The organism is Streptomyces sp. NPDC006798 (assembly GCF_040635975.1).
GTDB lineage: Bacteria > Actinomycetota > Actinomycetes > Streptomycetales > Streptomycetaceae > Streptomyces.
Genome location: NZ_JBEYIS010000056.1, coordinates 1 through 23,817, shown reverse-complemented (window position 1 = coordinate 23,817; position 23,817 = coordinate 1). Strand labels below are relative to the sequence as shown.

Here is a 23,817-nt window from a genome sequence, read left to right as displayed (position 1 = left end):
CTCCCGGCCCCCACGGCATCCGTCACACCCCTGACCGGCCCCCGAGACCACCCCTGAGGACCCCCGGGGCCCCGTCCCCCGGTGGCGGCCCGCCGACCTGCCGTACCGGCGCTCGCCGTCGCCGTCCGCGCCTCTGCCGACGGGCCGGTCCCGGCCGGTACAGTCGCGCTGCGCCGCCGTCACGGGGCGTGCCCGTGCCCCCGCAGCGCGCCATCCGCCGTCATCCGGGAGACGTCGTGGACCGAGGCAGAGCCCGCCGGACGCTCGTACTGATCGCCGCCCTGTCGGCCCTGGCGGCGGGGACCCCCGCCCCGGCCGCCGCCGAGGCCGAAAGCCGCCGGGGCCCGGCGGTCCGGGTCACCGGCCCCGCGCCCGGCCCCGCGCCCGGCCCCGGTGCCCTCACCGGTCCCGGCCGCCTCGCCGCCCCCGATACCGAGGCCGACGCCCTGCGGCCCGTCGCCCCGCCGCCGGCGAGCGCCCCGGCGGCCGGTCCCCCGGGTGCCTTACGCGTCGGCGCCGACGGGATCGAGACCGCGCGCGCCACCCGGCCCGTCGCCCCCGGGACCACCCTCACCTCCTACGACCGGCTGGAAGCCGACAAGTGGCTCCGGGTCGACGCCCTCTCCGTCGACCTCGGCGGCGGGGACGTCGAAGCCGGATACCTCTCCACCGGGACCGTCACCGGCCGCGACACCCTCAGCCGGCTCGCCGCCGCTCACGACCCCGGGCCCGGGCGGCGTACCGTCGCCGCCGTCAACGGCGACTTCTTCGACCTCAACGGGACCGGCGCCCCCCTCGGACCGGGCATCCGCGACGGCGCCCCCACCCACTCGCCCGCGCCCGGTGCCGACCTGGCCGTGGGTATCGGCCCCGGCGGCACCGGCCGGATCCTCCGGCTCTCCTACCACGGCACCCTCGCCCTGCCGTCCGGCGAGACGCCCCTGACCGCGTACAACGCGGCGAACGTACCGCCCGGCGGCATCGGCGCCTACACCCCGGCCTGGGGGAGCGCCGACCGGGCCCTGACCGTCGACTCCGCGACCCCGGTCGCCGAAGCGCTCGTCCGCGACGGCCGGATCGCCGCCGTCGCCGACCGGACCGGAACCGGCCCCGTCCCCGACGGCGCCACCGTCCTCGTCGGCCGGGAGGACGGCGCCCGGCGGCTGCTCGGCCTCCGCCCCGGCGACCCCGTCACCCTCACCCACCGGGCCGGGACCGGGGACGGGCCCGTCCCCACCACCGCCGTCGGCGGCCGGGAACCCCTCGTGGTCGACGGGACCGCCGTCGACCACGAGGGGAAGCCGAACAACGCCCCCGCGCCCCGTACCGCCGTCGGCTTCGCCGAGGACGGCCGCACCATGCTGATCGTCACCGTCGACGGACGGCAGGCCGACAGCGGCGGAGTCACCCTCACCGAACTCGGCCGGATGCTGCGCGACGCCGGAGCCCACGACGCCCTCAACCTCGACGGCGGCGGCTCCTCCACCCTCGCCGTCCGCGAACCCGGCGGCACCGCGCCCCGGATCGAGAACAGCCCCTCCGACGGCTCCGAACGGCCCGTACCCAACGGCCTGGTCATCACCGCGCCCGAGGGCAGCGGTGTCCCGCGCGGCTTCCGGGTCGCCACCCGCACCGACCCGGCCGACGCGCCCACCACCGCACCGGTCCGCGGCGGACGCCCCGACCGGGTCTTCCCCGGACTGACCCGGAAGCTCACCGCCACCGGCTACGACGAGACCTACGGACCCGCCGGAGGAGACCCCCGCTGGCGCTCCACCGCGCCCGCCGTCGGCCGGGCCGACGCCCGGGGCGTCTTCCACGCGGCCCGCCCCGGCACCACGACCGTACGCGCCGAACAGGGCCGGGCCCGGGGCGGCATCGCGCTCACCGTGCTCGGCCCGCTCGCCTCCGTCGAACCCACCACCCGCCGGGTCTCCCTCCCCGACACCGCCGCCACCGGCTCCTTCGGCCTCGTCGGCCGGGCCGCCGACGGCAGCACCGCCCCCGTGGAACCCGCCGACGTCTCGCTCGACTACGACCGTGAACGGTTCACCGTCACCGACGACGGCCGGGGCTCCTTCACCGTCGCCGCCCGCCCCGGCCCCGAAGGCGGCGCGGCCCGGATCACCGCCACCGTCGCCGGAGCGTCCGCCGTACTCGCCGTGAGCGTCGGACTCGCCGAACGGGAGACCGCGTCCTTCGACGACGCGGACGCCTGGACCTTCAGCCACGCCCGCGCCGCGGGAGCCGTCGCCCCCACCCCCGCCGGACACACCGGTACCGGACTCGAACTCCGCTACGACTTCACCCGCTCCACCGCCACCCGCGCCGCCTACGCCGACCCGCCGCGCCCCGTCCCCCTCCCCGGCCGCCCGCACACCCTCGGCCTCTGGATCGAGGGCGACGGGCGGGGCGCCTGGCCCACCCTCCACCTCAGGGACGCGGCGGGCTCCGACCTGCTGCTGCGCGGCCCGTACCTCACCTGGACCGGATGGCGCCGGATCACCTTCGCCGTACCGCCCGACGCTGCCGCCCCCCTCTCCGTACACCGCTTCTATCTCGCCGAGACCGCCGCGAACCGCCAGTACACCGGGCGGATCGCGATCGACTCGCTGACCGCCCTCGTACCGCCCGCCGTCGAACTGCCGCCACCACCGCGCCGCGCCGACCCGCTGATCGGCACCGCCGCGGCCGTCGCCGACCGCGACTGGCGGTTCGCGGTGATGTCCGACGCCCAGTTCGTGGCCCGCGACCCCGACAGCGCCATCGTCCGGCAGGCCCGGCGGACCCTGCGGGAGATCCGCGCCGAGCGCCCCGACTTCCTGGTGGTCAACGGCGACCTCGTCGACGAGGGGACACCCGCCGATCTCGCCTTCGCCCGCCGGATCCTCGACGAGGAACTGGGGACCTCGGTGCCCTGGTACTACGTACCGGGGAACCACGAGGTCATGGGCGGCCGGATCGACCACTTCCGCACCGAATTCGGCCCCGCGAGCCGGGTCCTCGACCACCGGGGCACCCGGGTGATCACCCTCGACACCTCGTCCCTCTCGCTGCGCGGCGGCGGCCTCGCCCAGATCGCCCGGACCCGGGCCGCCCTCGACACCGCCGCCGGGGACCCCGCCGTCGGCTCGGTCCTGCTGATCGCCCACGTACCGCCGCGCGATCCGACCCCGCAACGGGGCAGCCGGCTGGAGGACCGCAAGGAGGCGGCGCTGCTGGAGAGCTGGCTCGCCGACTTCCGCCGGACCACCGGCAAGGGCGCGGCCCTGATCGGCGCCCATGTCGGCGTCTTCCACGCCGACCGGGTCGACGGCGTGCCGTATCTGATCAACGGCAACTCCGGCAAGGCCCCCGCGGGCCCGGCGGCGGACGGCGGCTTCACGGGCTGGTCGCTCATCGGCGTCGACACCGACCCGCCCGGCGGCCGGGGCACCGCCCGGGCGGACGGCCGCGGGACCGCCCTCCCGGACGGCGCCGACACCGGCCCGGACCCGTCGGAGGACTGGCTGACGGTCCAGGTCAGAGCCCATACGGATCTGCTCGGCCTGACCGCCCCGGCCGCACTCCCGGCCGGAACGGCGGCGACGGTCACCGCGACCCTCACCCAGGGCACCCGCCCGGTCCCCGCCGCCCATCCGGTCAGCACGGACTGGACGGTCTCCCCGGGCGTCGCCGTCGGCACTCCCGGTGACCGGCTCCGGTACCGGGGCCACGGCCGCCCGGTCGCCGCCCTCGACCCCGCGACCGGCCGCCTCACAGCCCTGAGACCCGGCCGGATCACCCTCGCCGTCACGGTCTCCGGCCGGACGGCCCGTACGACGATCGACATCACGGACCCCGCCCCCCGGCCCGCCCGGCCCCGACCCGCCACAGCCCGGTAGCGGCCGCCCGCCCACGGCGATCACGGCCCGTCGTGCTCGCCATGCGCGGCGGCGCGACTGCGGGCAGGGTGGTCATGAGCGGCGAGCGCCGTGGAGCGGTCGGCGGGCGCACGGCAGAGGAGGTGGTGGGGCGTGGGCGGTCCGCGCACACCGGGAGCCACCGCCGACGGAGCCGGGGACGAGCCGGGAGCCGGGAACGGGCCGGGGAGCGGGGCCGGGAACGAGCAGGCCGTCGAGACCCTCCTCTCCCGCGCCCTCGCCGATCTGATGGAGACCGTCCACGCCCACTCCGGAGCCGTCCATCTGCTCTCCGCCGACGGCACGGTCCTGGAGATGGCGATCAAGGCCGGACTGCCCCGGTCGTTCTCCGCGCCCTGGGAACGCGTCCCGCTGACCGCGCAGATGCCGCTCGCCGAAGCCGTCCGCGAATCCACCGTCGTCTGGGTCTCCGGCGAGGAGGAGATGGCCCGCCGCTACCCCCGGATCGCCGTCGTCCTGCCGTACTCGTACTGTCTGGCCGCCTTCCCCGTCGCCGACGGCGACACCACCTACGGGGCCGTCTACGTCACCTGGCCCGGCTCCCACCCCGCCACCCTCTCCGCCCGGGAACGCACCGCACTCGCCACCGCCGGGGAACGGCTCGCCCGCAGACTGCGCCGCGCCGTGGCCGCCGGGGCCGTGATCGCCGCCGGGACCGAACCCGTGCTCGCCGCCCCCGTGGCCCCGGCCGACCGGAGCACCGCCGCCGAGGCCGTACGGATGGCCGCCCGGATCCCGGACGGGCTCTGCGCCCTCGACGTCGACGGCCGGGTGGTCTACGCCAACCCCGCCACCGCCCGGCTCCTCGGCATCGCCCCCGACCGGCTCACCGGACGACGGCTCTGGAACGCCCTGCCCTGGCTCGACGACCCCGTTTACGAGGACCGCTACCGGGCCGCCATGCTCAGCCAGCAGCCCACCGCCTTCACGGTGCTCAAGCCCCCCAAGGAGTGGCTGATGTTCCGGCTCTACCCGGACCGCGGCGGCATCAGCGTCCAACTGCGCCCCGTCAGCCCCACGGGTACCGCCGGTACCGCCGGTTCGATCGGTTCCGCCACCGCCACCGCCACCGGTACCTCACCCGCCCCGCCCGGCAATCTGGTCTCCATCTCCCATATCCTCAGCCTCGCCGGGGCCCTCACCAAGGCCGTCGGCGTCGACGACGTCGTCGAGACCGTCGCCGACGAGATCATGCCCACCCTCGGCAGCGACGCGCTGGTCATGCTCGCGGCCGAGAACAACAGGCTGCGCGTCCTCGGGCACCGCGGCTACCCCGACCCCGGGGTCATCGACCGCTGGGACGGCACCCCGCTGACCGCGCAGATCCCCAGCGCCCGCATCCTCGGCACCGGCGTACCGTCGTTCTTCGAATCCCGGGCCGAGCTGGAACGCGTCTACCCGGCCCGCTTCGTCACCCCCGACGGCATGGCCGCCTGGGCGTATCTGCCGCTGATCGCCTCCGGCCGCCCGGTCGGCACCTGCGTCCTCGGCTACGCCCGCGAGCACCGGTTCTCCCAGGACGAACGGGCCGTCCTCACCAGCCTCGGCGGACTCGTCGCCCAGGCGCTGGAACGCGCCCGGCTCTACGACGTCAAACACCGCCTCGCCCAGGGACTCCAGTCGGCGCTGATGCCGCACTCCCTGCCGGTCCTCGACGGGCTCGCGACCGCCGCCCGCTATCTGCCCGGCACCCACGGCATGGACATCGGCGGAGACTTCTACGACCTCATTCCCCTCGGCGGACCCTCCCTCGGCGGATCCGAGCACCGGCACGGCGCCGCCGCCGTGATCGGCGACGTCCAGGGCCACAACGCCACAGCGGCCGGGCTGATGGGCCAGGTCAGAACCGCCGTCCGGGCCTTCACCGGCGTCGGCCAGCCACCCGGCCGGGTCCTCGCGGGCACCAACCGGCTCCTGATCGACCTCGACGCCGAGCTCCTGGCCAGCTGCGCCTATCTCCATCTCGACCCGGCCGGCCGCCGGGCCCTGCTCGCCCGGGCCGGACACCCGCCGCCGCTGCTGCGGGAGCCCGACGGCCGGGTCCGGGCCCTGGAGGTGCCCGGCGGCCCGCTGCTCGGCGTCGACCCCCGCGCGGAGTACCCCGTCACCGAGGTGCCGCTCGCCCCGGGATCCCTCCTCGTCCTCTACACCGACGGACTCGTGGAACGCCCCGGCGCCGATCTCGACGAAGGGATCACCGAGCTGGCCGGACGGCTCGCCCGGGCCGGGAACGCCCCGCTCGAGGAGATCGCCGACGAGGTGATGGGCATGGTCGGCGGCCACCAGCGGGGCGACGACACCGCCCTCCTCCTGCTCGGCCTCCGGAGCTGACGGCCATCCGCCGCCGGACCGGCGGAAGGAGGACAATCAAGGGAGACGGCCCCGCAGCATCGCGCCGCCCGGAGGCGATCATGGCCAGAACACCACGGTCCCGTTACGCGCCGGACCGGGGACTCACCACCCGCATGGTGACCACGATGTTCCTGATCGGACTGTTGTACGTGGTCTTCGTGGGCGTCCTGCTGGCCCTGCTGCGCGGCGCCTGGCCGGTGATCCTGGTGGTCTCCGGCGCCCTCTTCGTCGCCCAGTTCTGGTTCAGCGACCGGATCACGGCGTACGGCATGGGCGCCCGCGAGGTCACCCCCGAGGAACAGCCCGTACTGCACGGCGCCGTCGACCGGGTCTGCGCCCTCGCCGATATGCCGAAACCCCGGGTCGCCATCGCCCGCAGCGACGTCCCCAACGCCTTCGCCACCGGCCGCAACGAGAAGACGGCCCTGGTCTGTGTCACCACCGGCCTGATGCGCAGACTGGAGCCCGAGGAACTGGAGGGCGTACTCGCCCATGAGCTGTCGCACGTCGCCCACCGCGACGTGGCCGTGATGACGGTCGCCTCCTTCCTGGGCGTACTCGCCGGACTGATGACCAGGATCGGGCTCTACAGCGGGCTCGGCCGATCGCAGGGCAACAGCAACGCCGCCGTGGTGATGGCGCTGATCCCGCTGGTCAGCGCGGCCGTCTACGTGATCAGCTTTCTGCTCACCCGGCTGCTCTCCCGCTACCGCGAACTCTCCGCCGACCGGGCCGCCGCCCTCCTCACCGGCCGCCCCTCGGCACTCGCCTCGGCCCTGACCAAGGTCACCGGCGAGATGGCCGGGATCCCCACCCAGGACCTCCGCAAGGCGGAGCCGTACAACGCCTTCTGGCTCGTCCCCGCCTTCTCCTCCCGGGAGAGCCTGGGCCGGCTGCTCTCCTCGCATCCGACACTGGAGCAGCGGCTGGAGCAGCTGGCCGCGATCAGCGCCCGTTCGGCCCGGCCGTGAAGCCCGTGCGGCCCGGGGAGAACCCGTGCGGCCCGACCGTCCGGCGGAGGTGACCCGGTGGGACTCCTCGACGCGATCCTCGGCCGCCGCAGGGCCGTACCTCCCGATCTCGACCGGCTCTTCGGCCTCCCGGGCGCCGCGATCACCCTGAACGCCGCCACCGGAATGGTCCCGACCGGCAGCGGCTCCGTCTGCTTCGCCGGGGTCGAGGGCGGCGCGTTCCGCCGGGTCCAGGAGGATGTCCGGGACCTCCTCGACACCGGTACCGACCCCGCCACCCCCGGCTACCACAAGGACACCTACGGCTATACGTGGCTGGTGCTGCGCCGCCCGGCCGACGACACGGTCTCCCTGGTCAACGATCTGCACGCGGTCAATACCCTGCTGGAGGAGGCCGGATTCGGACCGCAGCTCCTCTGCTCCCTCACCGCCTTCCACGACCCGGAGCCCGCGCCCGGCGGGGACCGGGCCCTCGCCCTCGTCTATCTCTACAAACGGGGGACGTTCTACCCCTTCGCCCCGCTGCCGGGCGCGGTGGAGCGCCGCGACAACGCCCTGGAGATCGAGGTACGGGCGCTGCTCGCCGACGATCTGCGGATCGAACCCGAGCTGAACCGCTGGTTCCCCGTCTGGGGCGCCCCCGGCCTCACCGACTGACCCGCCGCTCCCGGGGACCGCCGACCCGGAAGAGTCAGACCAGGCCGAGCCCGCCGTCCGGCGCCTCGGCGAAGCACCGCTCGACCTCGGCCGCCGTGACCTCCGCGAGCGACCCCGGCGACCAGCGCGGCGCCCGGTCCTTCTCCACCACCTGGGCCCGTACCCCCTCCACCAGGTCGGGCCGGGTGAAGACGGCGCACGACACCCGGTACTCCTGCTCCAGCACCGGCTCCAGGGCGCCCAGGACCCGGGCCCGCCGCAGCGCCGCCAGGGTCACCTTCAACGAGGTCGGCGACCGGGTGAGCACGGTCTCCGCGGCCTCCTTCGCGGCCGGGTCGCCATGGGCCAGCAGCCGGCCGACGATCTCCTCGACCGTATCCGCGGCGTAGCAGGAATCGATCCACTCCCGGTGCCCGGCCAGCTCACCCGCCGGAGCGGTGGCCGCGTACCGCCCCAGGACCTCCGCGACCTCGCCCCCGGCCAGCCCGGCGACGAGCCCCGGCAGGGCACCGGAGTCCACGAAATGATCGGCGAGCCCGCACAGCAGGGCGTCGGCCGCGCCCACCGCGAGCCCGGTGAGCGCCAGATGCGTCCCGGTCTCCCCGGGCGCCCGGGCCAGCAGATGCGTACCGCCGACGTCCGGTACGAAGCCGATGCCCGTCTCCGGCATCGCCACCCTCGACCGCTCGGTGACGATCCGTACGGACCCGTGGGCCGAGACCCCGACTCCGCCGCCCATCACGATGCCGTCCATCACCGCCGCGTACGGCTTGCCGAACCGGGCGATCCGGGCGTTCAGCCGGTACTCGTCCCGCCAGAACGCGAACGACTCCCGGCCGCCCGCCAGCGCGTCCGCGCGGATGGCCCGGATGTCGCCGCCCGCGCAGAGCCCCCGCTCACCGGCGCCCGTGAGGACCACCACCGCCACCCCCGGATCGGCCTCGAACCGGTCCAGCGCGTCGGCCACCGCCCGGACCATCGGCCGGGTCAGCGCGTTGAGCGCGGCGGGCCGGTTCAGGGTGATGTACCCGGCGCGGCCCGTCACCCGGGTCAGTACGGCGGATTCGGTGTCCTCGACGGCCATCCGGCGGCTTCCTTCCCTGGAACGGATCTCGTCCGCCATCCTGGCCCCCGGACCCGTCGCCGCGTCAATCCCGCCCCGGCCCCGCCGATCCGGCGCGGGGGAGCGCCGCCCCGCCTACGTCAGCCGCCGGACTCCATCGCGTCCGCCTCCACCAGGCCCAGCAGTTCGTTCACATCGAGTGCCGCGACGGCCGAGGCCAGTTCGCGCGCCACCGCCGCGGCCCGCTCCTTTCGGCCGGCGACCGGGCCCCGGTCGAGCCGGGTCCCGACACTCCGGGACGCCCGCTCGAACAGGGCGAGGGCCAGTTCCCTGGTGGCGGGCTCCTGGACGACGAAGGAGACATGGGTACTGGACTCGTCCGTCGCCCGGGCCGTATGGGCCACCCCCGGCGGCATGTAGAGCGCCTCGCCCGGCCGGAGGGTGATCCGGTCCACCTCGGTGTCCGGGCCGTCGGAGCGCAGGGCGCCCGTCGTCCACCAGTACTCCGGAGCCCGGCGCTCCACCCGCCACTCCTTCGATCCCCCGATCTGGACGGCGACCACATGCTGACCGTCACGGTGCCAGCCCAGGCCCGGATTGCCGGCCGGGGTGTGGAAGACCGTCGTATCGCAGGAGGCGCGGAGCGAGGCCGCGATATGCCCCGTGATCCGGCCCAGCGACGGCACGACCCGCTGGGCCCCGTAGACCATCACCGTCGCTCCCGCGGCCACCAGCGCCGCGGCCTTCTCCCGGTCCAGCGGAGCGCCGCCCGGCGGGCCCGGCGGTCCGGAGCCCGCGGTCACCTCGCGGTCCGGGATCTGGCGTCCGTCCCGGGCGAAGGAGATCCGCGGCGGGCGCAGCGACGGTTCGGCCAGCAGCCGCCCGACCGTGACCGTGTCCAGTTCCGCCAGGAACGCGGCGGCGACCGGGACCGGGCCCGCCCGGTCGCCCCAGGCCGCCTCGATCCCGGCGCCGTCGGTCGTGAGCGGGGCGAACCCGCGGGCGACGGTCATTCCGGCACCCCCGCGCGCCGGGGCGGGACGACCACCAGCCGCCGGAAGGCGGTCAGCCGCTCGGTGTCCTCGTCCACGGGCACCCCGTCGACCTCGACCCAGGCATGGGCCGTGAAGGGCTCCGTCCGCACCCCGACCACCCACTCCGGCCACACTCCGGTCACCCGGCACAACAGGGCCGTCGCGATCGACCGTTGCAGACACCACGGTCCCGTACACATCACACTGACGTGGAGGACGGCGTTACGGGCCCGATGCGCCTCGGCCACCCGGCTGGGGCGGGCTCCCCGGCGGACCGCCCGCAGCAGGGCGAACTGCCGCTCGGGGGTGAGCCTCGCGATGCCCCGGGCCAGCAGGACCGCGATCCGCGCCGGGAGGCGCAACCAGAGCGGCGGTACCGAGTCGGCCCGCTCGTTGACCATCGAGATACTCATCGGGCCAGCAGCTTCGCGTCCCGGAGCCGGTGGATCAGGGCGTCGACGTCCGCCGCCGCCTGCTCGGCCGCCTCCGGGTACTTCTCCCGGATCAGTGCCGCCGTGGACTCCGCGGTCTCACCGCCCAGCAGCAGTTGGACGATCTCCGATCCGGTCCCGTTGAGCTGCCAGTACCGGCCGGTCTTCTCATGGAGGAACACCATGCCGTCCTCGGACTCGACCATGGTGACGAAGGGGGAGAGGGCTATGTCCGACATCGGGTCTCCTGAAGCGCAGGGATGCTGGAGTGACGGCGTGGGTGGGCGGCCGGGGTCAGCGGGCGCGCGGGCCGATCCGTTCGGGCACCGAACGGAGCCACGCCTCCAGGGCGATCGTCTTCTCGAACGGTCCGGCGAGCATGGGGTCCGGCATCACGCCCGTGAGCACCCGGCGGACGGCCTTCGCGTCCACCAGCCCACGGGCCACCAGCCGGGAGTCCTCGAACATCGCCCGGATCGACTCCAGGTTGCGGCGCCGCCCCTCGTACACGTCCATGGTGAAGTGGCTCTTGGTGGTGCGGTCGAGGACGTAGTCGGGCACCGTCCCCCGGAGCGCCGCCGCCAGGACGGGCTTGTGCCGCCCGGGGACGTACCGGTCCCGGAACCGTACGGACAGCGCCGCTCCGACCACCCGGTCGTCGAGGAACGGCGCCTCGAAGCTCACCCCGAACCGGTCCGCGAGGGTGTTGGCGAACCGGACGATATGGCCGTTGACCCGGATACAGCGGAGGATCTCGTGCTGGACCGGTTCGGGGGCCAGCGGGGCGGGTCCCGTCGCGGCGGCCCGGCGGATCGTCCCGGCCGCCGGTTCCCGGACGCCCGGAGGGACCCAGAACGGCAGCCGCGGCGCGGGCTCCCAGCCCACCTCGGACTCGGGGTCGGCCGCCGTCCCGAGCCCTCCGGCGGAGCGGCCGAGCCAGCTTCCGTACGGGGGGAAGGGACGGACCACCCGCAGCGTCGTGGCCAGGGACCAGCGCCGCTTGGCCCGCATCAGCCGCAGTGCCGTCAGCGACCGCAGCGGCCGCCGCCGCAGCACCGTGTTCATGTACGCGGTCGTGCCGGCCGCCGCCAGTTCGTCGCTGCCGTGGCCCTGGAGATGCCGGGTGACACCGTACGAGGCCATCACCCGGGCCACCTCCTCCATGTGCCGGGTCATGGCGACGAACGGCGGTGGCTCGTCGATCGCCAGATCGGTACGGTCCGACGCGTCGTAGTACAGCGGTGCCGTGTCCCGGCCGAGCACGATGTGCTCGGCGTCCGGCAGATCCCCGGCGGCCCGGGCCGCGACGGCGTCGTCGCAGTTCTTCGGATCCATCAACTGGCGCCGGACGGTGACCAGTCGGCCCGGCTGCCGGCCGGCGAGGAAGCAGAGGCTCGTCGAGTCCATCCCACCGGACAGATCGCAGCCCAGGGCCGGGGCCGGTCCCGAGCGGGCCGCGACCGCGGAGAGCAGGGCCCCATGGAACGCGGGCGCGGCGATCGAGGCCGGAACCTCCGCCTCCGGCGCGGTCCACCAACGCCGCTGTTCCCCCGAGCCGTCGGGCCGCAGGTTCAGACAGTGCGCGAACGGCACCGGGTCGGCCTCCCGCCAGACACTCCGCTCGGTCAGCGGCCACGGCGGTCCGAAGTCGAGGAGATGCTGGACGAGCTGCTCGTCGCAGAGGGTCAGCTCCCGCAGTCCGGCCAGTACGGTGACCCGGTTGGCGGCCACGGTGACCCCGGAGACGCGGGTGGTGAGCAGTTGTCGCGCGCCGGACAGGGTGCCCTGGGCGCGGACGGTGCCGTCGAAGGACGCGATCAGATGGAAGCAGCCCGCCGTGTCCGCCACGACGGCGTCGAGCTGCCGGAGGTCCGTCATCCGCCCCAGCCGCTCCCGCAGCCGGGGCTCGGTGGTGTGCGCGGGCCCGAGCAGGACGACGGCCGTACGCCCGGCCCGGGCGTACAGCGCCTCGTCCGCCGCCCAGTCTCCCACCACCCAGGGACGGCCCGAGTGGTGGTACAGGGTGTTCTTCCGCAACGCGTCGGGAAGCAGTCCGGCCACCTCGTCGGCGGCGGGATGGTCCGGCAGGACGACGAACTCCACAGGGTTCCCCACTCTCTCGGTGGTCCACGGACGGCCGAAGGGTGGCCGAGGCCGGTCGCCGGAGGCCGGACGGGGCCTCCGGCGACCGGCCGCGGCGGTGAGGCGTCAGCCGCCGAAGGTACAGGTGAAGTCCGGGAGCCAGCCGACACACACCCAGCGGGTCTTCTCGGAGAAGCCGCCGATCTCGAACAGGGTCGGCGTCTCGTAGCGTGTGGTCATGGTGATCACATCCCTTTCAGCTCGGGGGAGTGGTTCCTTCCGCCGTCAACACTCCCTGTCGGCCGCCGATCCGTCGTTGTCGATTCGCGCAGCGGCCTTGGCTATCCGCGCACCGTCAGATCGCGGGAGGCCCGGTACTCGCTCGGCGACATCCCGTAGGTCGACTTGAACAACCGGCTGAAGTGGGCGTGGTCCGGGAACCCCCAGCGCGCCGCGACCGCGTGCACGGGCCGGTCGTGCTGCCGGGGATCCGCCAGCGCCCGGCGGCACCGCTCCAGCCGCCGGGTCCGGATCAGCGCCGCCGGGGTCGTGCCCTCGGCGGCGAGCAACTGCTGGAGTCTGCGCAGGGACACATGATGGGCGGCGGCGAGGTTCTGCGGCGTCAGGTCCGGGTCGCCGAGATGCTCCCGGACGAAGGCGTCGGCCCGGGCGAGCAGCGCCCGGTCCCGGCTCTCGGGGGGCAGCCGGGGCAGGACGTCCAACTCCTGCGCGATCAGTACGGCCAGCAGATCGACGGCGACATCGAGCAGCCGGTGCAGCTCCGGCGGGCGGCGGGAGCCGCCGTCCCGGGAGACCTCGCGCAGACAGCGGGTGAGGACCGCGCCGCTGCCCGTATCGCCTGGAAGCCTTCGGGCCAGCAGCGAGTGGACCTGCTCCGGGGCCACCGGGACCAGGGACTTGTCCACCAGGAACACATGGTGGACGCCGTCGTATTGGGCCCGGAAAGGATAAGAGGAGTCGAGGATCATCAGTTCTCCCGGCCTGATCACGGTCGCGCGCCCCGACTGGGCCACGCCGGAGGTGCCGGAGAGCACGGAGACGAACAGATACTGCTCGGGGTCCGCGTGCCGGATGAGCCGGGGGGTACGCCGGGTCAGCAGCTTCGATCGCAGTGACGCCCGTGCCACGACCTGACCCGTACTGCCCCGGACCAGGGCCGACGCGCGGAAGTCGGCGTCGTCCGAGCTCTTCAGGGTCTGCGGGATCCGGGTCCGGTCGGTAAATGTGCTCCACTCGTCGAAGCGGTCGCGCGCCGGCAGGTCCGTGGTGTTGAACTTCAGATCGAACAACAGGTCCCCCACATCGCTGGGAGGCGGGGCCGCGGCGCCCGGGCAACAGCGGGCGGACCCCGCCGCTCCGCACCCCTCCCACACGCGGCATCGGTCCGCCGCGCCGGGGTGCCGAGCACAGGTTCTCGGCTCGGTCGAAACCGCGCTCTCACCGGCGGTACGAGTCCGGGCGCCGTCACCGGGACCCGCCGTCGGCCTGCGTCCCAGCCTGCCCACCGCCCCTGCCCCCGGGCAACAATGTTCAGCTGTCCGGGACAGCGGCCCGCCGTGTCCGTGCCGGTCAGGGCCCGGTTGCGGGTGGCGCCGCATTGTTCGGCGGGTGCGATCAGGGGGTCCTCGAACGGGCCCCTGTCATGACGCGGGGTCCGTTCCGGGCCGTCCCGGCGGCCGTTCGAACCGGACCGGTGCCTGGAACCGGGCCCGGCGCGCCGCCCTCCGCAGGACCGTCAGCACGGCCGGGCCCGCCAGCAGGATCGCCACGAAGTTGGTGACCGCGCGGCCCGTGTCCCAGCCCAGGGACGTCGCCAGATCGAAGGCGACGTACCGCTGCCACTGCTCCGTGAACGGCAGCCCCGGCAGATAGGCGATCGAACTCCCCGGGTCGACCGAGAACGGCCAGAAGGAGAGATTGAGCAGAAAGCCGAAGAGATAGCCGGAGAAGGAGCCGTAGACCGCGAGCAGCAGAACCTCCCGGCGGCCCGACGCCCTGGGCAGGAACCCGGCGAGCATCCCGACGAAGGCACAGCCGAACATCTGGTACGGCATCCACGGGCCCACCCCGCCCGTGATCAGCGCCGACGCGAAGAGGGACGTACAGCCCAGGGTGAAGCCGAAGCCCGGTCCGTACACCCGGCCCGCGAGTACCAGCACGAAGAAGACCGTCTCCACGCCCGCCGTGCCCGCGCCCAGCGGGCGCAGCGCGGCGTTCACGGCCGACAGCACGCCCAGCATCGCCAGCGCCTTGGAGCTGATACCGCCCTCGGCGATCTCGGAGATCACCACACAGAGCACCAGGACCAGCAGGACGCCGAAGATCAACGGGGGCGCGTAGTGCGAGGCGAACTTCCCCGGCGCCACCACGAACGGCCAGAAGAAGGCGACCAGACCGAGGAATCCGGCCAGGGCGATCACCACCCCGGCGCGCGGCCCGATCCTGATGGCGGGAGCCGGGGGACTCCACCCGGGAGCCGGAGCCCGCCGCCCCGGGGCCCGGTGTTCCGGTCCCCGCTGTCCGATGGCCCGCCGCCGCTGCCCCGGAGTCGGGTCCGCCTCCGGGCCCCCCTCCTGGTCCGGCGCGTCCCCGCTCACCCCGCCTCACCCGCCCCCGCCAGGGCCGCCGCCACCTGTCCCACCGTCAGATACGCCAGCGGCGCCACCACCTTCGCGACCTGCGGCGCGAACACCGGCGACGCCGTGATCACCTCCGGGGTCGGCCCGTCCGCGACCACATCGCCCTCCGCCATCACCACCACCCGGTCCGCCGCCCGGGCCACGAACTCCACGTCATGGGTGGCGATCACCACCGAGCGGCCCTCCCGCGCCAGCCCGTCCACGATCCCCGCCAGCTGCTCCTTCGCCCGGTAGTCCAGCCCCCGGGTCGGCTCGTCCAGCAGGACCACCCGCGGGGCCGCCGTCAGCTGGATCGCCAGGACCAGCGCCAGCTTCTGGCCCTCCGACAGATCCCTGGGGTGCGTGGCGTCGGCCACCCCCGGCACCAGCCGGTCGAGGATCCGCCGCGCCGGGACCGGCGGCCGGCCCGTCGCGACGACCGCCGACTCCCGGTCGGCCTGGGCCAGTTCCTGCGCCACGCTCTCCAGATAGAGCAGATCCGTCGCGGTCTGCGGTACGAGCCCCACCAGCCGCCGGGCCTCGGCGGCCGGTACCTTCCCCGGATCGCCGCTCCCGCCGGGACCGGCCGGGCCGACCCGGACACTGCCCGCCTGCCGGGGGCCCGACCCCTGGAGGGCCCAGAGCAGCGACGACTTCCCCGAGCCGTTCCGGCCCATCAGCGCCGTCACCTCGCCCGCCCGCAGTTCGACCGCCACCTCGCGGACGGCGGGCACACCCCGGTAGGAGACCGTCACACCCCGCGCGGCCAGTACCGTCGCCGCGTCCGCCGGGGGAGCGGGCCGCGCCGGGGGCGGCGGTTGTGCCGCGAGCCGGGTCCGCAGCGTCACGGCGGCCCGCCGGGCGTCGCGGACCGACAGCGGCAGCGGTGTCCAGCCCGCCGCCCGGCCCAGCTCCACCACCGGCGGCGCGATGTCCGAGCCCCGGAACACCTCGGCGGGCGGACCCGACACGACCCGCCCGTCACCCGGCAGATGCAGCACCCGGTCCGCGTACTGCACCACCCGCTCCAGCCGGTGCTCCGCCACCAGCACCGTCACGCCCAGATCGTGGACGAGCCGGGTGACGGCCGCCAGGACCTCCTCCGCCGCCGTGGGATCCAGTGCCGACGTCGGCTCGTCCAGGACCAGGACCCGGGGATGGGCCGTCAGTACGGAGCCGATCGCCACCCGCTGCTGCTGGCCGCCGGAGAGTTCGTACAGCGCACGGTGCCGCAGATCGGCCAGGCCCAGCAGATCGAGGGTCTCCTCCACCCGTTTGCGCATCGTCGACGGCTCCACCGCCAGCTGTTCCATGGCGTACGCCAGCTCCTCCTCGACGGTGTCCGTGACGAAGCCGTCCAGCGGATCCTGGCCCACCACGCCCACCACGTCGGCGAGTTCACGCGGCGGATGACCGGCCGTGTCCCGGCCGTCGACCACCACCCGGCCGAAGAGGGTGCCGCCGGTGAAGTGCGGCACCAGCCCGTTGACCGCCCCCAGCAGGGTCGACTTGCCCACCCCGGTATGCCCGGTGACCAGGCACAGCTCGCCCTCCTCCACGGTCAGATCGACATCGCGCAGTACGGGTTCGGCGGTGTCGTCGTAGACGACGGAGACCTGGTCGAAGGTGATCACAGGGCGTCCTCGGTACGGCGCGCGGCGGCGCGCGGAGCGGAACCGGCCCGGCGGGCCGGAGGGGCGGAGGCTTCAGCCGGGGCAGGGCCCGGGGGAGCGGGCGGCGGCGCGAGGAACCCGGCCGCTCCGGCCAGCAGGACCGCCGCCGCCGGGACCAGCGGCAGCGACGGCCAGCCCAGCGGATAGAGCGACGGATTCAGCTCCGCCGGATCGAACCCGGCACCGCTGAACAGCAGTACGGCCGAGAGCACCCCGCACCCGGCGACCGCCCACTCCGGCAGCCGCCACGGGTCGGGCCGGTAGACGGTACGCGTCACCCGGCGCCCGCCCAGCCGCAGCCCCGCCAGACACAGCACCGCGCCCACGGCCATCGCGGGCAGCCCCAGCAGCCGGGGCGCCGTCGCGTCGAGCAGCCCGTACGCCCCCGCGCACAGTCCGCACATCCCGAGCAGCATCAGCGCGCCCGTCACCCGGCGCGACGCCCGGGTCGCCGACCCCGCCCGGCCGTAGCCCCGCGAGTCCATCGCGGCGGCCAGCCGCAACGACCGCTCCAGCGCGTCCTCCAGCACCGGCACCACGATCCCGCGCAGCGCCCGCGGCCCCTTGGAGCGGCCCGCGCGCAGCCGCCGGGCCCGGTGCACCCGCCGGACGCTCTGCACCAGCTGGGGCGCGACGCTGATGGAGACGGTGACGGCGACCCCGAGTTCGTAGAGCGCCCCCGGCAGGACCCGCAGCGCCCGCTTCGGATTGGCGAGGGTGTTGGCCGCGCCGATACAGCAGAGCATGCACGCCAGCCGCAGCCCCTCCGTCGCCGCCGACAGCAGCGCCTCCAGCGATACCGGGCCGCCGATCCGGATCCCCGCGTACCAGTCCGGGGTGGGCACCGTCGGCAGGGAGAAGAGGAAATGGTCGTCGGGGGTGATGCCGGTCCCGAACACGGCCCGGAACAACACCCGGATCGCGATCACGACCAGCGCCAGATACAGGTAGTAGTGGAAGCCCCGGGCCCAGGGCGCCTCGGTCCGCCGTACGGTGACGACATAGCCGAGGACCGCGAGCACCAGAAGCAGCAGCAGCGGATTGTTGGTCCGGCTCACCGCCGTGGCCAGCGCCAGGGCCCAGATCCACCAGGCGACCGGATGCAGCAGCCGGGGCAGCCGGCGGCCGCCCCGGTCCGCGGCGGCGGGTCCGCCGCCGGTGTCCGTTCTCGCCACCCGGCTACTCCGTACGGCGGCGGCGCCGCACGGTGATCGCGGCGGCGGCACCCAGCACCACCACCAGACCGGCCGTGGCGACCACGGGGACGATCGAACCCGGGTCGTGGCCGGTCTCCGCCGCCGGGGCGGCGTCGACCACCCGGGGACCGTTCCCGGGCGCGGCCACGGCCGCCGGGGACGACGAACCGGCCGAAGGCGACGGGGACGGCGACCCCGGCCCCGACGGCGTGCCGGAGGCCGGCGGCGGTGCCGTCACCGATGGTTTCGGGGCGGTCGGTGCCGAGGGGGCGGCGGAGCGGACCGGGGCCGGTCCGGTGTCCGTACCGGGAGCCGGCGGGGGTGCCTGCTCCGTCGACCGGGGCCGTTCGGCGGTGCCGCCGCCCACCGGCCGGGTGTTGTGGGCCCGGAGCTGGTCGGGGGTGACCTTCGGCCGGCCCTTCGTTCCGCCGATATCCGTCCCCCCGAAGATCCACAGATCGACGCTGCCCGGCTTGGGCTCGTAGAGCATCGCCCCGAGCTGGCTGTACTCCCAGGTGTTCTCCCCCGGGTCGGCGTGCCAGTACGACCAGTAGGCCGACGCGGGCGGCGTCAGTGCGCAGTCCTCCTGCTCCGGCGGCGGGAACATCTTCCCGTCCCGGTGCCCGCTGTAACCGATCCGGCAGATGAACGCCGGACCGTCGTGTCCCGTCCCGGCGGTCCGCCAGCCGCCTTGGTTGAGCAGCTCGTAGCCGGTCGTCGGGGTCGTTCCGCAGGACCGGTACACCGGCCCGCCCCAGCGGCTGAAGTCGACCGCGAGCACCGCGCCCGACGAGGTGGTGCACCGCCCCATGGGCTGGGGGTCGGCGGCGGCCGGGGAGACCGGGGCGCCGAGCGCCGCGATCAGCCCCAGGGCGGCGGCCGACCGTACGAGGCCCCGGGCGAAACGGCCCCCCGACCGTCCGTCCGGGCGTCCCCGCGTCACCGGCGCCGCCCCGCGCCACGACGGCGGACCACGACGACCGCGCCCGCGCCCGCCACCAGCAGGGCCACCGCGATCCCGGCGACGGTCAGCGCGTCCGTCCCGGTCGACGCCAGCCGTCCGCCGCCGCCCGTGACGCCCGTGCCGCCGGAGACCCCCGAGCCGCCCGCCGAACCGCCGGAGGAATCCCCCGGGGTGACGATGACCGGCGGCTTCCCGTCCGGGCCGGGGCCCGGGTCCGGCTGCGGTGAGGTACCGCTCAGACCGCGCTTCAGCACCGCGAAGGAGATCCCCGTCGAACCGCCGACCGCCTGGGTCGAGGCCCGGACGTCCGAGCCGGGCTGGCCGCCCTTGTTGATGGTGAAGCCGCCGTCGGGGTTCTGCCGTTCGGCCAGGAACTCCCGGGCCTTCGCGATCTTCGCCCGGTGGGCCGGTGCGTCCAGGCTCAGCCCCTGCACCGCCAGGGCGGCCGAGTTCACCGAGTTCCCGGCGGCGCCCGGGAAGCCGCCGTCGGCGAACTGTCGTCCGGCCAGCCAGGTCAGGGCCCGCTCCACCGCCGCGTCCGCCTCCGGTCCGCCGACCAGGTCGAGGGCCATCGCGGCCATCGCCGTGGAGTCCACGTCCTGGTCGTTCGGGTCGGTCGCCGGGAGCACGCTCGGCCAGGCACCCGAATCCTTCTGGAGGGAGAGCAGATAGCCGGCCGGCTTCGCGGCGGCCTCCCGCTCGCCCGCCCGCACCTGGGCGACGACCCCCAGCGACTGGCCGAAGACCGACTTCGCGTTGCGGTAGTTGCCCGCCGCGACACAGCCGTCGGCCTCGGCGGCGGCCGGGCAGACCGCCTGGCCGAGCTCGGCGATCAGATCCCGTCCGCCGAACTTCCGGGGGTCCCGGCCCACCACCTGGGCGAGCAGGGCGGCCTTGCCGATCGAACCGCCGGACGGCCGGTCGGTGCCCGCCCGGGTCCAGTCGTGCAGGGTACGGCCCTCGCCGTCCCGGCCGCCCTGGTCGAGGAAGTCCACGACGCCCCGGAGCTTGTTGTCGTCGTGGCCGGTGGCGGCCAGGGCGAAGGCGCCGTCGATGGTCAGCCCGAAGTCGGCCCGCCGGGTGCCGGGCACCGCGTAGTAACGGCCTCTCAGCAGCCGGTCGGAGTGGGTGAGATAGGCCACGCCCTTCTTCAGGTCGGGGCGCTTCCCGTCGTCCTCGCCCGGCTCGCCGGGGCCACCGGGCCCGCCCGGACCCGGCTCCTCCGGGTCCGCCGGGATCACCTTCGCGACCAGCGACCCCAGATCGGTGTCCGTACCGGCCAGCGCGGCGGCGGAGGTCGGGAAGAGATGGGGCTCCAGCGCGTTCTCGTCGCTGCTGAACCCGCCCAGCGGGAACTGCTGCCGGGCCAGCCAGGCGACCGCCTTGTCCGCCCGGGCCCCGTCGCCGGTTGCCCGCAGGGCCTGGGCGGCCAGCGCCGTGGTGCCGACATCGGCGGCGCCGGTGCCGCCGGTGTAGCCGGGCAGCGACCCGTCGGGGCGCTGCTGGTCGCGGAGATGGCCGACGGTCTCCGCCAGGGCGCCGTCGAAGCCGCCCGCCGCCTCCAGGGCGAGGGCGATCAGAGCCGTGGCGCGCGGTTCGCCGTCGCACCGCTTGCCCGGCGGATGGAGCAGCGAGCCATGGCCGCCGTCGGCGCATTCGAGCCGGGTCAGCCGGGCCACCGCCGCCTCCGGCGGGGTGGCCCCGGCCCGGACCAGGGCGAGCACCGCCAGCGCCTGCGCCTCGGTACTCGCGGCGTGGCGGAAGTCGCCCTCGGTCCGGCAGCCGGGCCGGGGCGAGCCCGGTACGGGCGCGGGGCAGACCGCCGCCCGCAGATCACCGGTCAGATCGTGGCCGCCGAAGTCCGCCGGATCCTTCCCGGTGATCTTCGCCAGGAGGGCCAGCCGGGCGGCTGCCTCCGGGTCGGGGGCCTCGTCCCCACCGCGCGGATAGGCGTACGCGGTGGTCCCGGCGCGCAGATAGGCCGTCACCCGGTCCAGGGCGGAGCCCGTGCCCACCGTCGCCGCGATCGTATAGGCGGCCTCGGTGGTGTGCAGAGGGCTCGGGGTGCCGGGGGAGATCTCGACCCGCTCCCCGTTCACCAGCAGGCCCCGCGCCCAGGCCCCGGCCGCCCGGGTCCGGATCTCGTCGGGACCGATCCCCGCCCGTACCTGGTCGGGGGTGAAGGAGGGCTTGCCGCCCGCGCCGCCGATCTCGGTGGCACCGAAGACCCAGGCGTCCACATCCCCGGGCCTCGGCTTCCGCCCCATCGCGCCGAGATCGCTGTACCGCCAGTCCTTGGCCCCGCGCGCGGCCACCCAGTACGACCAGTACGCGTCGGCGGACGGGGTGTCGACGCACTTCTCCCGGTCCGGCGTCGGATACGCCTTGCCGTCGGGCGCCGATGTGTGGCCGATCCGGCAGATGAACGCGTCCCCGTCGTGCCCGGTCCCGGTGGTACGGAACCCGCCCGCCTTCAGCAGCTCGTACCCCGTGGTCGGGGTGGTGTCGCAGCCCCGGACGACGGATCCGCCGAAGGCTCCGAAGTCCACCGCGACCACCGCGCCCTTGACGGAGGTACACGCCTCGGGCGTCCCGGCGGCAGCCGGGGGAGCGGCGGCGTAGGCGGTCCCCGAACCCAGCAGCAGTAACGCGGCGAAGCCCGAGACCCCGCGCAGCACGGCCGCCCGGACCGCCCCCGGCACGGCGCCACGCGTCCGCCGCCCGGTCCGCCACCACCGGTCGGCGCGCTGCTCTGTCCTTCGGTACGTCCCCACCACGGCCCCTCGGGTCGTCCGGCGGGCCCGGCACGTGGCGGGCGGCCCCACGGCACGGCGCGTACGCCGGTGGGGCGGTCGACCACGCCGTAGTCCGCGACGGCGCTTCTCGCATCAAGTGCACCCGCCCCAGGCAGTCCGGCTCGCCCGCCGTACGGCGGGCCCACGGTTGCGGGTCAGCGCCGGATTCCCACCGGCTTCCCCTGGAGCTGAGCGTGTATCAGCCGGATTGGAACACGCGGCCGAAGAGACCGTCAAGACACCCCCCCGCCCCTGTGGACAACCCCTATCGGGCACGGTGGCGCGGCAGTTGGGGCTCGGGTACCGTCCAGGGCTGTCACATGGGGGAATCCGGTGGGAATCCGGGACTGACGCGCAACGGTGTGGAACGGCGGCAGCCGTACCGAGTCCGAATGCCCATGCGGCGACGTACCACCAGGAAGCCGTTACCTCGCGTTCGGACGGCGGCCCCGCGCCCCGCCCCGCGCCACCACGGCCCCGGCGGAGCGGACCGGCCGGCGTCCCCCCGACAAGGAGCAGGCCATATGTCCCGTACCCCCCGCGTCCCGACCACCGGCCCCCGGGCCCGGCGCCGCGCGCCGCGCGCCCTCGCCGTCACGGCCGTCGTCGCCGCCCTCGCGCTCGGCGCGCCCACCGCGTCCGCCACCTCAACCCCGGGCCAGATCGCCACCTCGAAGACGAACGGCGTCGCCTACCTCAAGACCCTCCAGGCCGCCGACGGCTCGTACGCCGGATCCGGACTCTCCAACGAGTGGGCGTTCAGCGCCTTCGCCGCCGCCGGAACCGCCCCCGTCGACGTCGCCCCCGGCGGCGACACCACCAAGAACGCCCGTACGGTCTACCGCGATCTGCTCGCCACCCCCGGCTGGCCCTCCGCCACCCCCAAGGCCACCGACTACGAACGCGGCATCCTCAACGCCCACGCCGCCGGAATCGACCCGGCCCGGGTCTCCGCCTCCCGCAATCTGATCGCCGACCTCTACGGCTACTGGCAGACCGCCGAAACCGGCTACTTCGGCCCCTCCGCCAACTTCAACGGCACCGTCTTCGCCGGGCTCGCCCTGGCCGGCGCCAAGACCCAGACCGGGGTACGGCGCGTTCCCCAGGCCCTCCTCGACACCGTCGTCACCCGGATCCGGGCCAACCAGCACGACGACGGCGGCTGGGGCTACCAGAAGGCCGAGGGCGACCCCGTCCGGCTGGCCGAACCCGGCGACATCGACATGACGGGCGCCGCGATGGCCGCCCTCTGCACCTCCGGCGTTTCCAACACCGACCCCGACGTCGTCGCCGCCCGCACCTTCCTCAAGAACTCGCTGATCGCCTCGTCCGGCGCGTTCGACGCGATGTACGGCATCAACTCCAGCTCCAACGGCTGGGCCGTCTCCGGACTCAACGCCTGCGGAATCGACCCGCAGACCGGGGACTTCCTCGTCCCCTCCACCGGGAAGACCCCGATCGACTTCCTGCTGAGCCTCCAGTTCAGCCCCGCCGGAGGCTTCCGCTACAAGCCCGCCGACACCTCCCCGTCCGCCTACTCGTCCACCGACGCCCTGCGGGCCGTGGCGGGCGGGGGCTTCACCAGCGCCCCGCCGACCCCGGTGACCCCCGGCGCGCCCCGCTGGGTCGGGCAGAGCGCCTTCACGCCCGGCACCGCGACCAAGCTGGCCCTCACCGTCGACAGCGGCGCAGGCGCGCCCAAGGTCTGCTCCGTCGTCCTGACACCCACCGCGACCACGTCCACCCTCGGCGCCGTCCTCGACGCGGCGACCGGCGCCGCCACCCCGGCGGGCTGCGTCACCTCCGTCACCCCGGCCACCGGCACCGGGACCGTCACCGCCGTCAACGGCACCGCCAACAGCGGCACCAACACCTGGAAGGCGAGCGTCGACGGTTCCGCCTTCACCGCCGCCGCCCGGAACCGGGTGATCGGCGTCGGCGACACCATCGCCCTGCGCTACGGCTCCTGACCCGACGGCGGCGGTACGGGCCCGGTCGGACCCGGTGCTTCAGCAGGTCCGCGACATCATCAGCCGC

The 23,817-nt window shown here is 74.9% G+C and carries 17 protein-coding genes and 2 riboswitches; of the genes, 5 read left to right on the top strand and 12 right to left on the bottom strand.

Annotation, left to right across the window (positions count from 1 at the left end):
- Positions 1 to 236 precede the first annotated feature (236 nt).
- The 4 genes from ABZ714_RS28960 (at position 237) to ABZ714_RS28945 (ending at position 7,903) form a co-directional block, all read left to right on the top strand.
- Entirely contained in the window at positions 237 to 3,884 is a 3,648-nt protein-coding gene (locus ABZ714_RS28960; protein WP_358828309.1) for a phosphodiester glycosidase family protein, read from the top strand.
- A gap of 267 nt (positions 3,885 to 4,151) precedes the next feature.
- Positions 4,152 to 6,254, top strand: a complete 2,103-nt coding sequence (locus ABZ714_RS28955) for a SpoIIE family protein phosphatase (RefSeq protein WP_358828326.1) — start codon at positions 4,152 to 4,154, stop codon at positions 6,252 to 6,254.
- 80 nt (positions 6,255 to 6,334) lie between these two features.
- Positions 6,335 to 7,246, top strand: coding sequence for a zinc metalloprotease HtpX (gene htpX, locus ABZ714_RS28950; protein WP_358828308.1), 912 nt, complete (start codon positions 6,335 to 6,337; stop codon positions 7,244 to 7,246).
- 57 nt (positions 7,247 to 7,303) lie between these two features.
- The gene (locus ABZ714_RS28945) at positions 7,304 to 7,903 is read left to right on the top strand and encodes a hypothetical protein (protein ID WP_358828307.1); all 600 of its coding nucleotides are present in this window, start codon (positions 7,304 to 7,306) and stop codon (positions 7,901 to 7,903) included.
- Between the two features lie 34 nt (positions 7,904 to 7,937).
- Here the strand turns inward: ABZ714_RS28945 and ABZ714_RS28940 are convergent, their stop codons facing one another.
- The 12 genes from ABZ714_RS28940 to ABZ714_RS28885 form a co-directional block, all read right to left on the bottom strand.
- Entirely contained in the window at positions 7,938 to 8,987 is a 1,050-nt protein-coding gene (locus ABZ714_RS28940; protein WP_358828306.1) for an enoyl-CoA hydratase/isomerase family protein, read from the bottom strand.
- A gap of 119 nt (positions 8,988 to 9,106) precedes the next feature.
- A complete protein-coding gene (locus ABZ714_RS28935; protein WP_358828305.1) occupies positions 9,107 to 9,979 on the bottom strand; it encodes a cupin domain-containing protein in 873 nt (290 codons plus the stop codon).
- The gene (locus tag ABZ714_RS28930) at positions 9,976 to 10,413 is read right to left on the bottom strand and encodes a lasso peptide biosynthesis B2 protein (protein WP_358828304.1); all 438 of its coding nucleotides are present in this window, start codon (positions 10,411 to 10,413) and stop codon (positions 9,976 to 9,978) included. The genes ABZ714_RS28935 and ABZ714_RS28930 overlap by 4 nt, the downstream gene beginning before the upstream one ends.
- The gene (locus ABZ714_RS28925; protein ID WP_358828303.1) at positions 10,410 to 10,670 is read right to left on the bottom strand and encodes a lasso peptide biosynthesis PqqD family chaperone; all 261 of its coding nucleotides are present in this window, start codon (positions 10,668 to 10,670) and stop codon (positions 10,410 to 10,412) included. Before ABZ714_RS28925 ends, ABZ714_RS28930 begins: the two co-directional genes overlap by 4 nt.
- A gap of 55 nt (positions 10,671 to 10,725) precedes the next feature.
- Complete coding sequence (locus ABZ714_RS28920; RefSeq protein ID WP_358828302.1) at positions 10,726 to 12,546, bottom strand: asparagine synthase-related protein; 1,821 nt, start codon at positions 12,544 to 12,546, stop codon at positions 10,726 to 10,728.
- A 93-nt stretch (positions 12,547 to 12,639) separates the two neighbouring features.
- On the bottom strand, positions 12,640 to 12,753 hold the full coding sequence (locus tag ABZ714_RS28915) for a keywimysin-related RiPP (protein WP_358828301.1): 114 nt from the start codon (positions 12,751 to 12,753) through the stop codon (positions 12,640 to 12,642).
- Positions 12,754 to 12,854: 101 nt separating this feature from the next.
- Entirely contained in the window at positions 12,855 to 13,823 is a 969-nt protein-coding gene (locus ABZ714_RS28910; RefSeq protein WP_358828300.1) for a helix-turn-helix domain-containing protein, read from the bottom strand.
- Positions 13,824 to 14,174: 351 nt separating this feature from the next.
- Positions 14,175 to 14,957 (bottom strand): ECF transporter S component, encoded by a 783-nt coding sequence (locus ABZ714_RS28905; RefSeq protein ID WP_358828299.1) that lies wholly within the window; start codon positions 14,955 to 14,957, stop codon positions 14,175 to 14,177.
- A 170-nt stretch (positions 14,958 to 15,127) separates the two neighbouring features.
- Positions 15,128 to 16,786, bottom strand: a complete 1,659-nt coding sequence (locus ABZ714_RS28900; protein ID WP_358828298.1) for an ATP-binding cassette domain-containing protein — start codon at positions 16,784 to 16,786, stop codon at positions 15,128 to 15,130.
- A complete protein-coding gene (locus tag ABZ714_RS28895; RefSeq protein ID WP_358828297.1) occupies positions 16,783 to 18,000 on the bottom strand; it encodes a CbiQ family ECF transporter T component in 1,218 nt (405 codons plus the stop codon). The genes ABZ714_RS28900 and ABZ714_RS28895 overlap by 4 nt, the downstream gene beginning before the upstream one ends.
- A 4-nt stretch (positions 18,001 to 18,004) precedes the next feature.
- Positions 18,005 to 18,964 carry a hypothetical protein gene (locus tag ABZ714_RS28890; RefSeq protein WP_358828296.1) on the bottom strand — a complete coding sequence of 320 codons (960 nt, stop codon included), beginning with the start codon at positions 18,962 to 18,964 and terminating at the stop codon, positions 18,005 to 18,007.
- Complete coding sequence (locus ABZ714_RS28885; RefSeq protein WP_358828295.1) at positions 18,961 to 21,759, bottom strand: prenyltransferase/squalene oxidase repeat-containing protein; 2,799 nt, start codon at positions 21,757 to 21,759, stop codon at positions 18,961 to 18,963. Before ABZ714_RS28885 ends, ABZ714_RS28890 begins: the two co-directional genes overlap by 4 nt.
- 131 nt (positions 21,760 to 21,890) lie before the next feature.
- Positions 21,891 to 21,964: riboswitch (cobalamin riboswitch) on the bottom strand.
- A 139-nt stretch (positions 21,965 to 22,103) separates the two neighbouring features.
- A riboswitch (cobalamin riboswitch) is annotated at positions 22,104 to 22,178 on the top strand.
- Positions 22,179 to 22,304: 126 nt separating this feature from the next.
- On the opposite strand from ABZ714_RS28885, the gene ABZ714_RS28880 reads away from it, so the two are divergent.
- Positions 22,305 to 23,750 carry a hypothetical protein gene (locus tag ABZ714_RS28880; protein WP_358828294.1) on the top strand — a complete coding sequence of 482 codons (1,446 nt, stop codon included), beginning with the start codon at positions 22,305 to 22,307 and terminating at the stop codon, positions 23,748 to 23,750.
- The last annotated feature ends 67 nt before the right edge of the window (positions 23,751 to 23,817 follow it).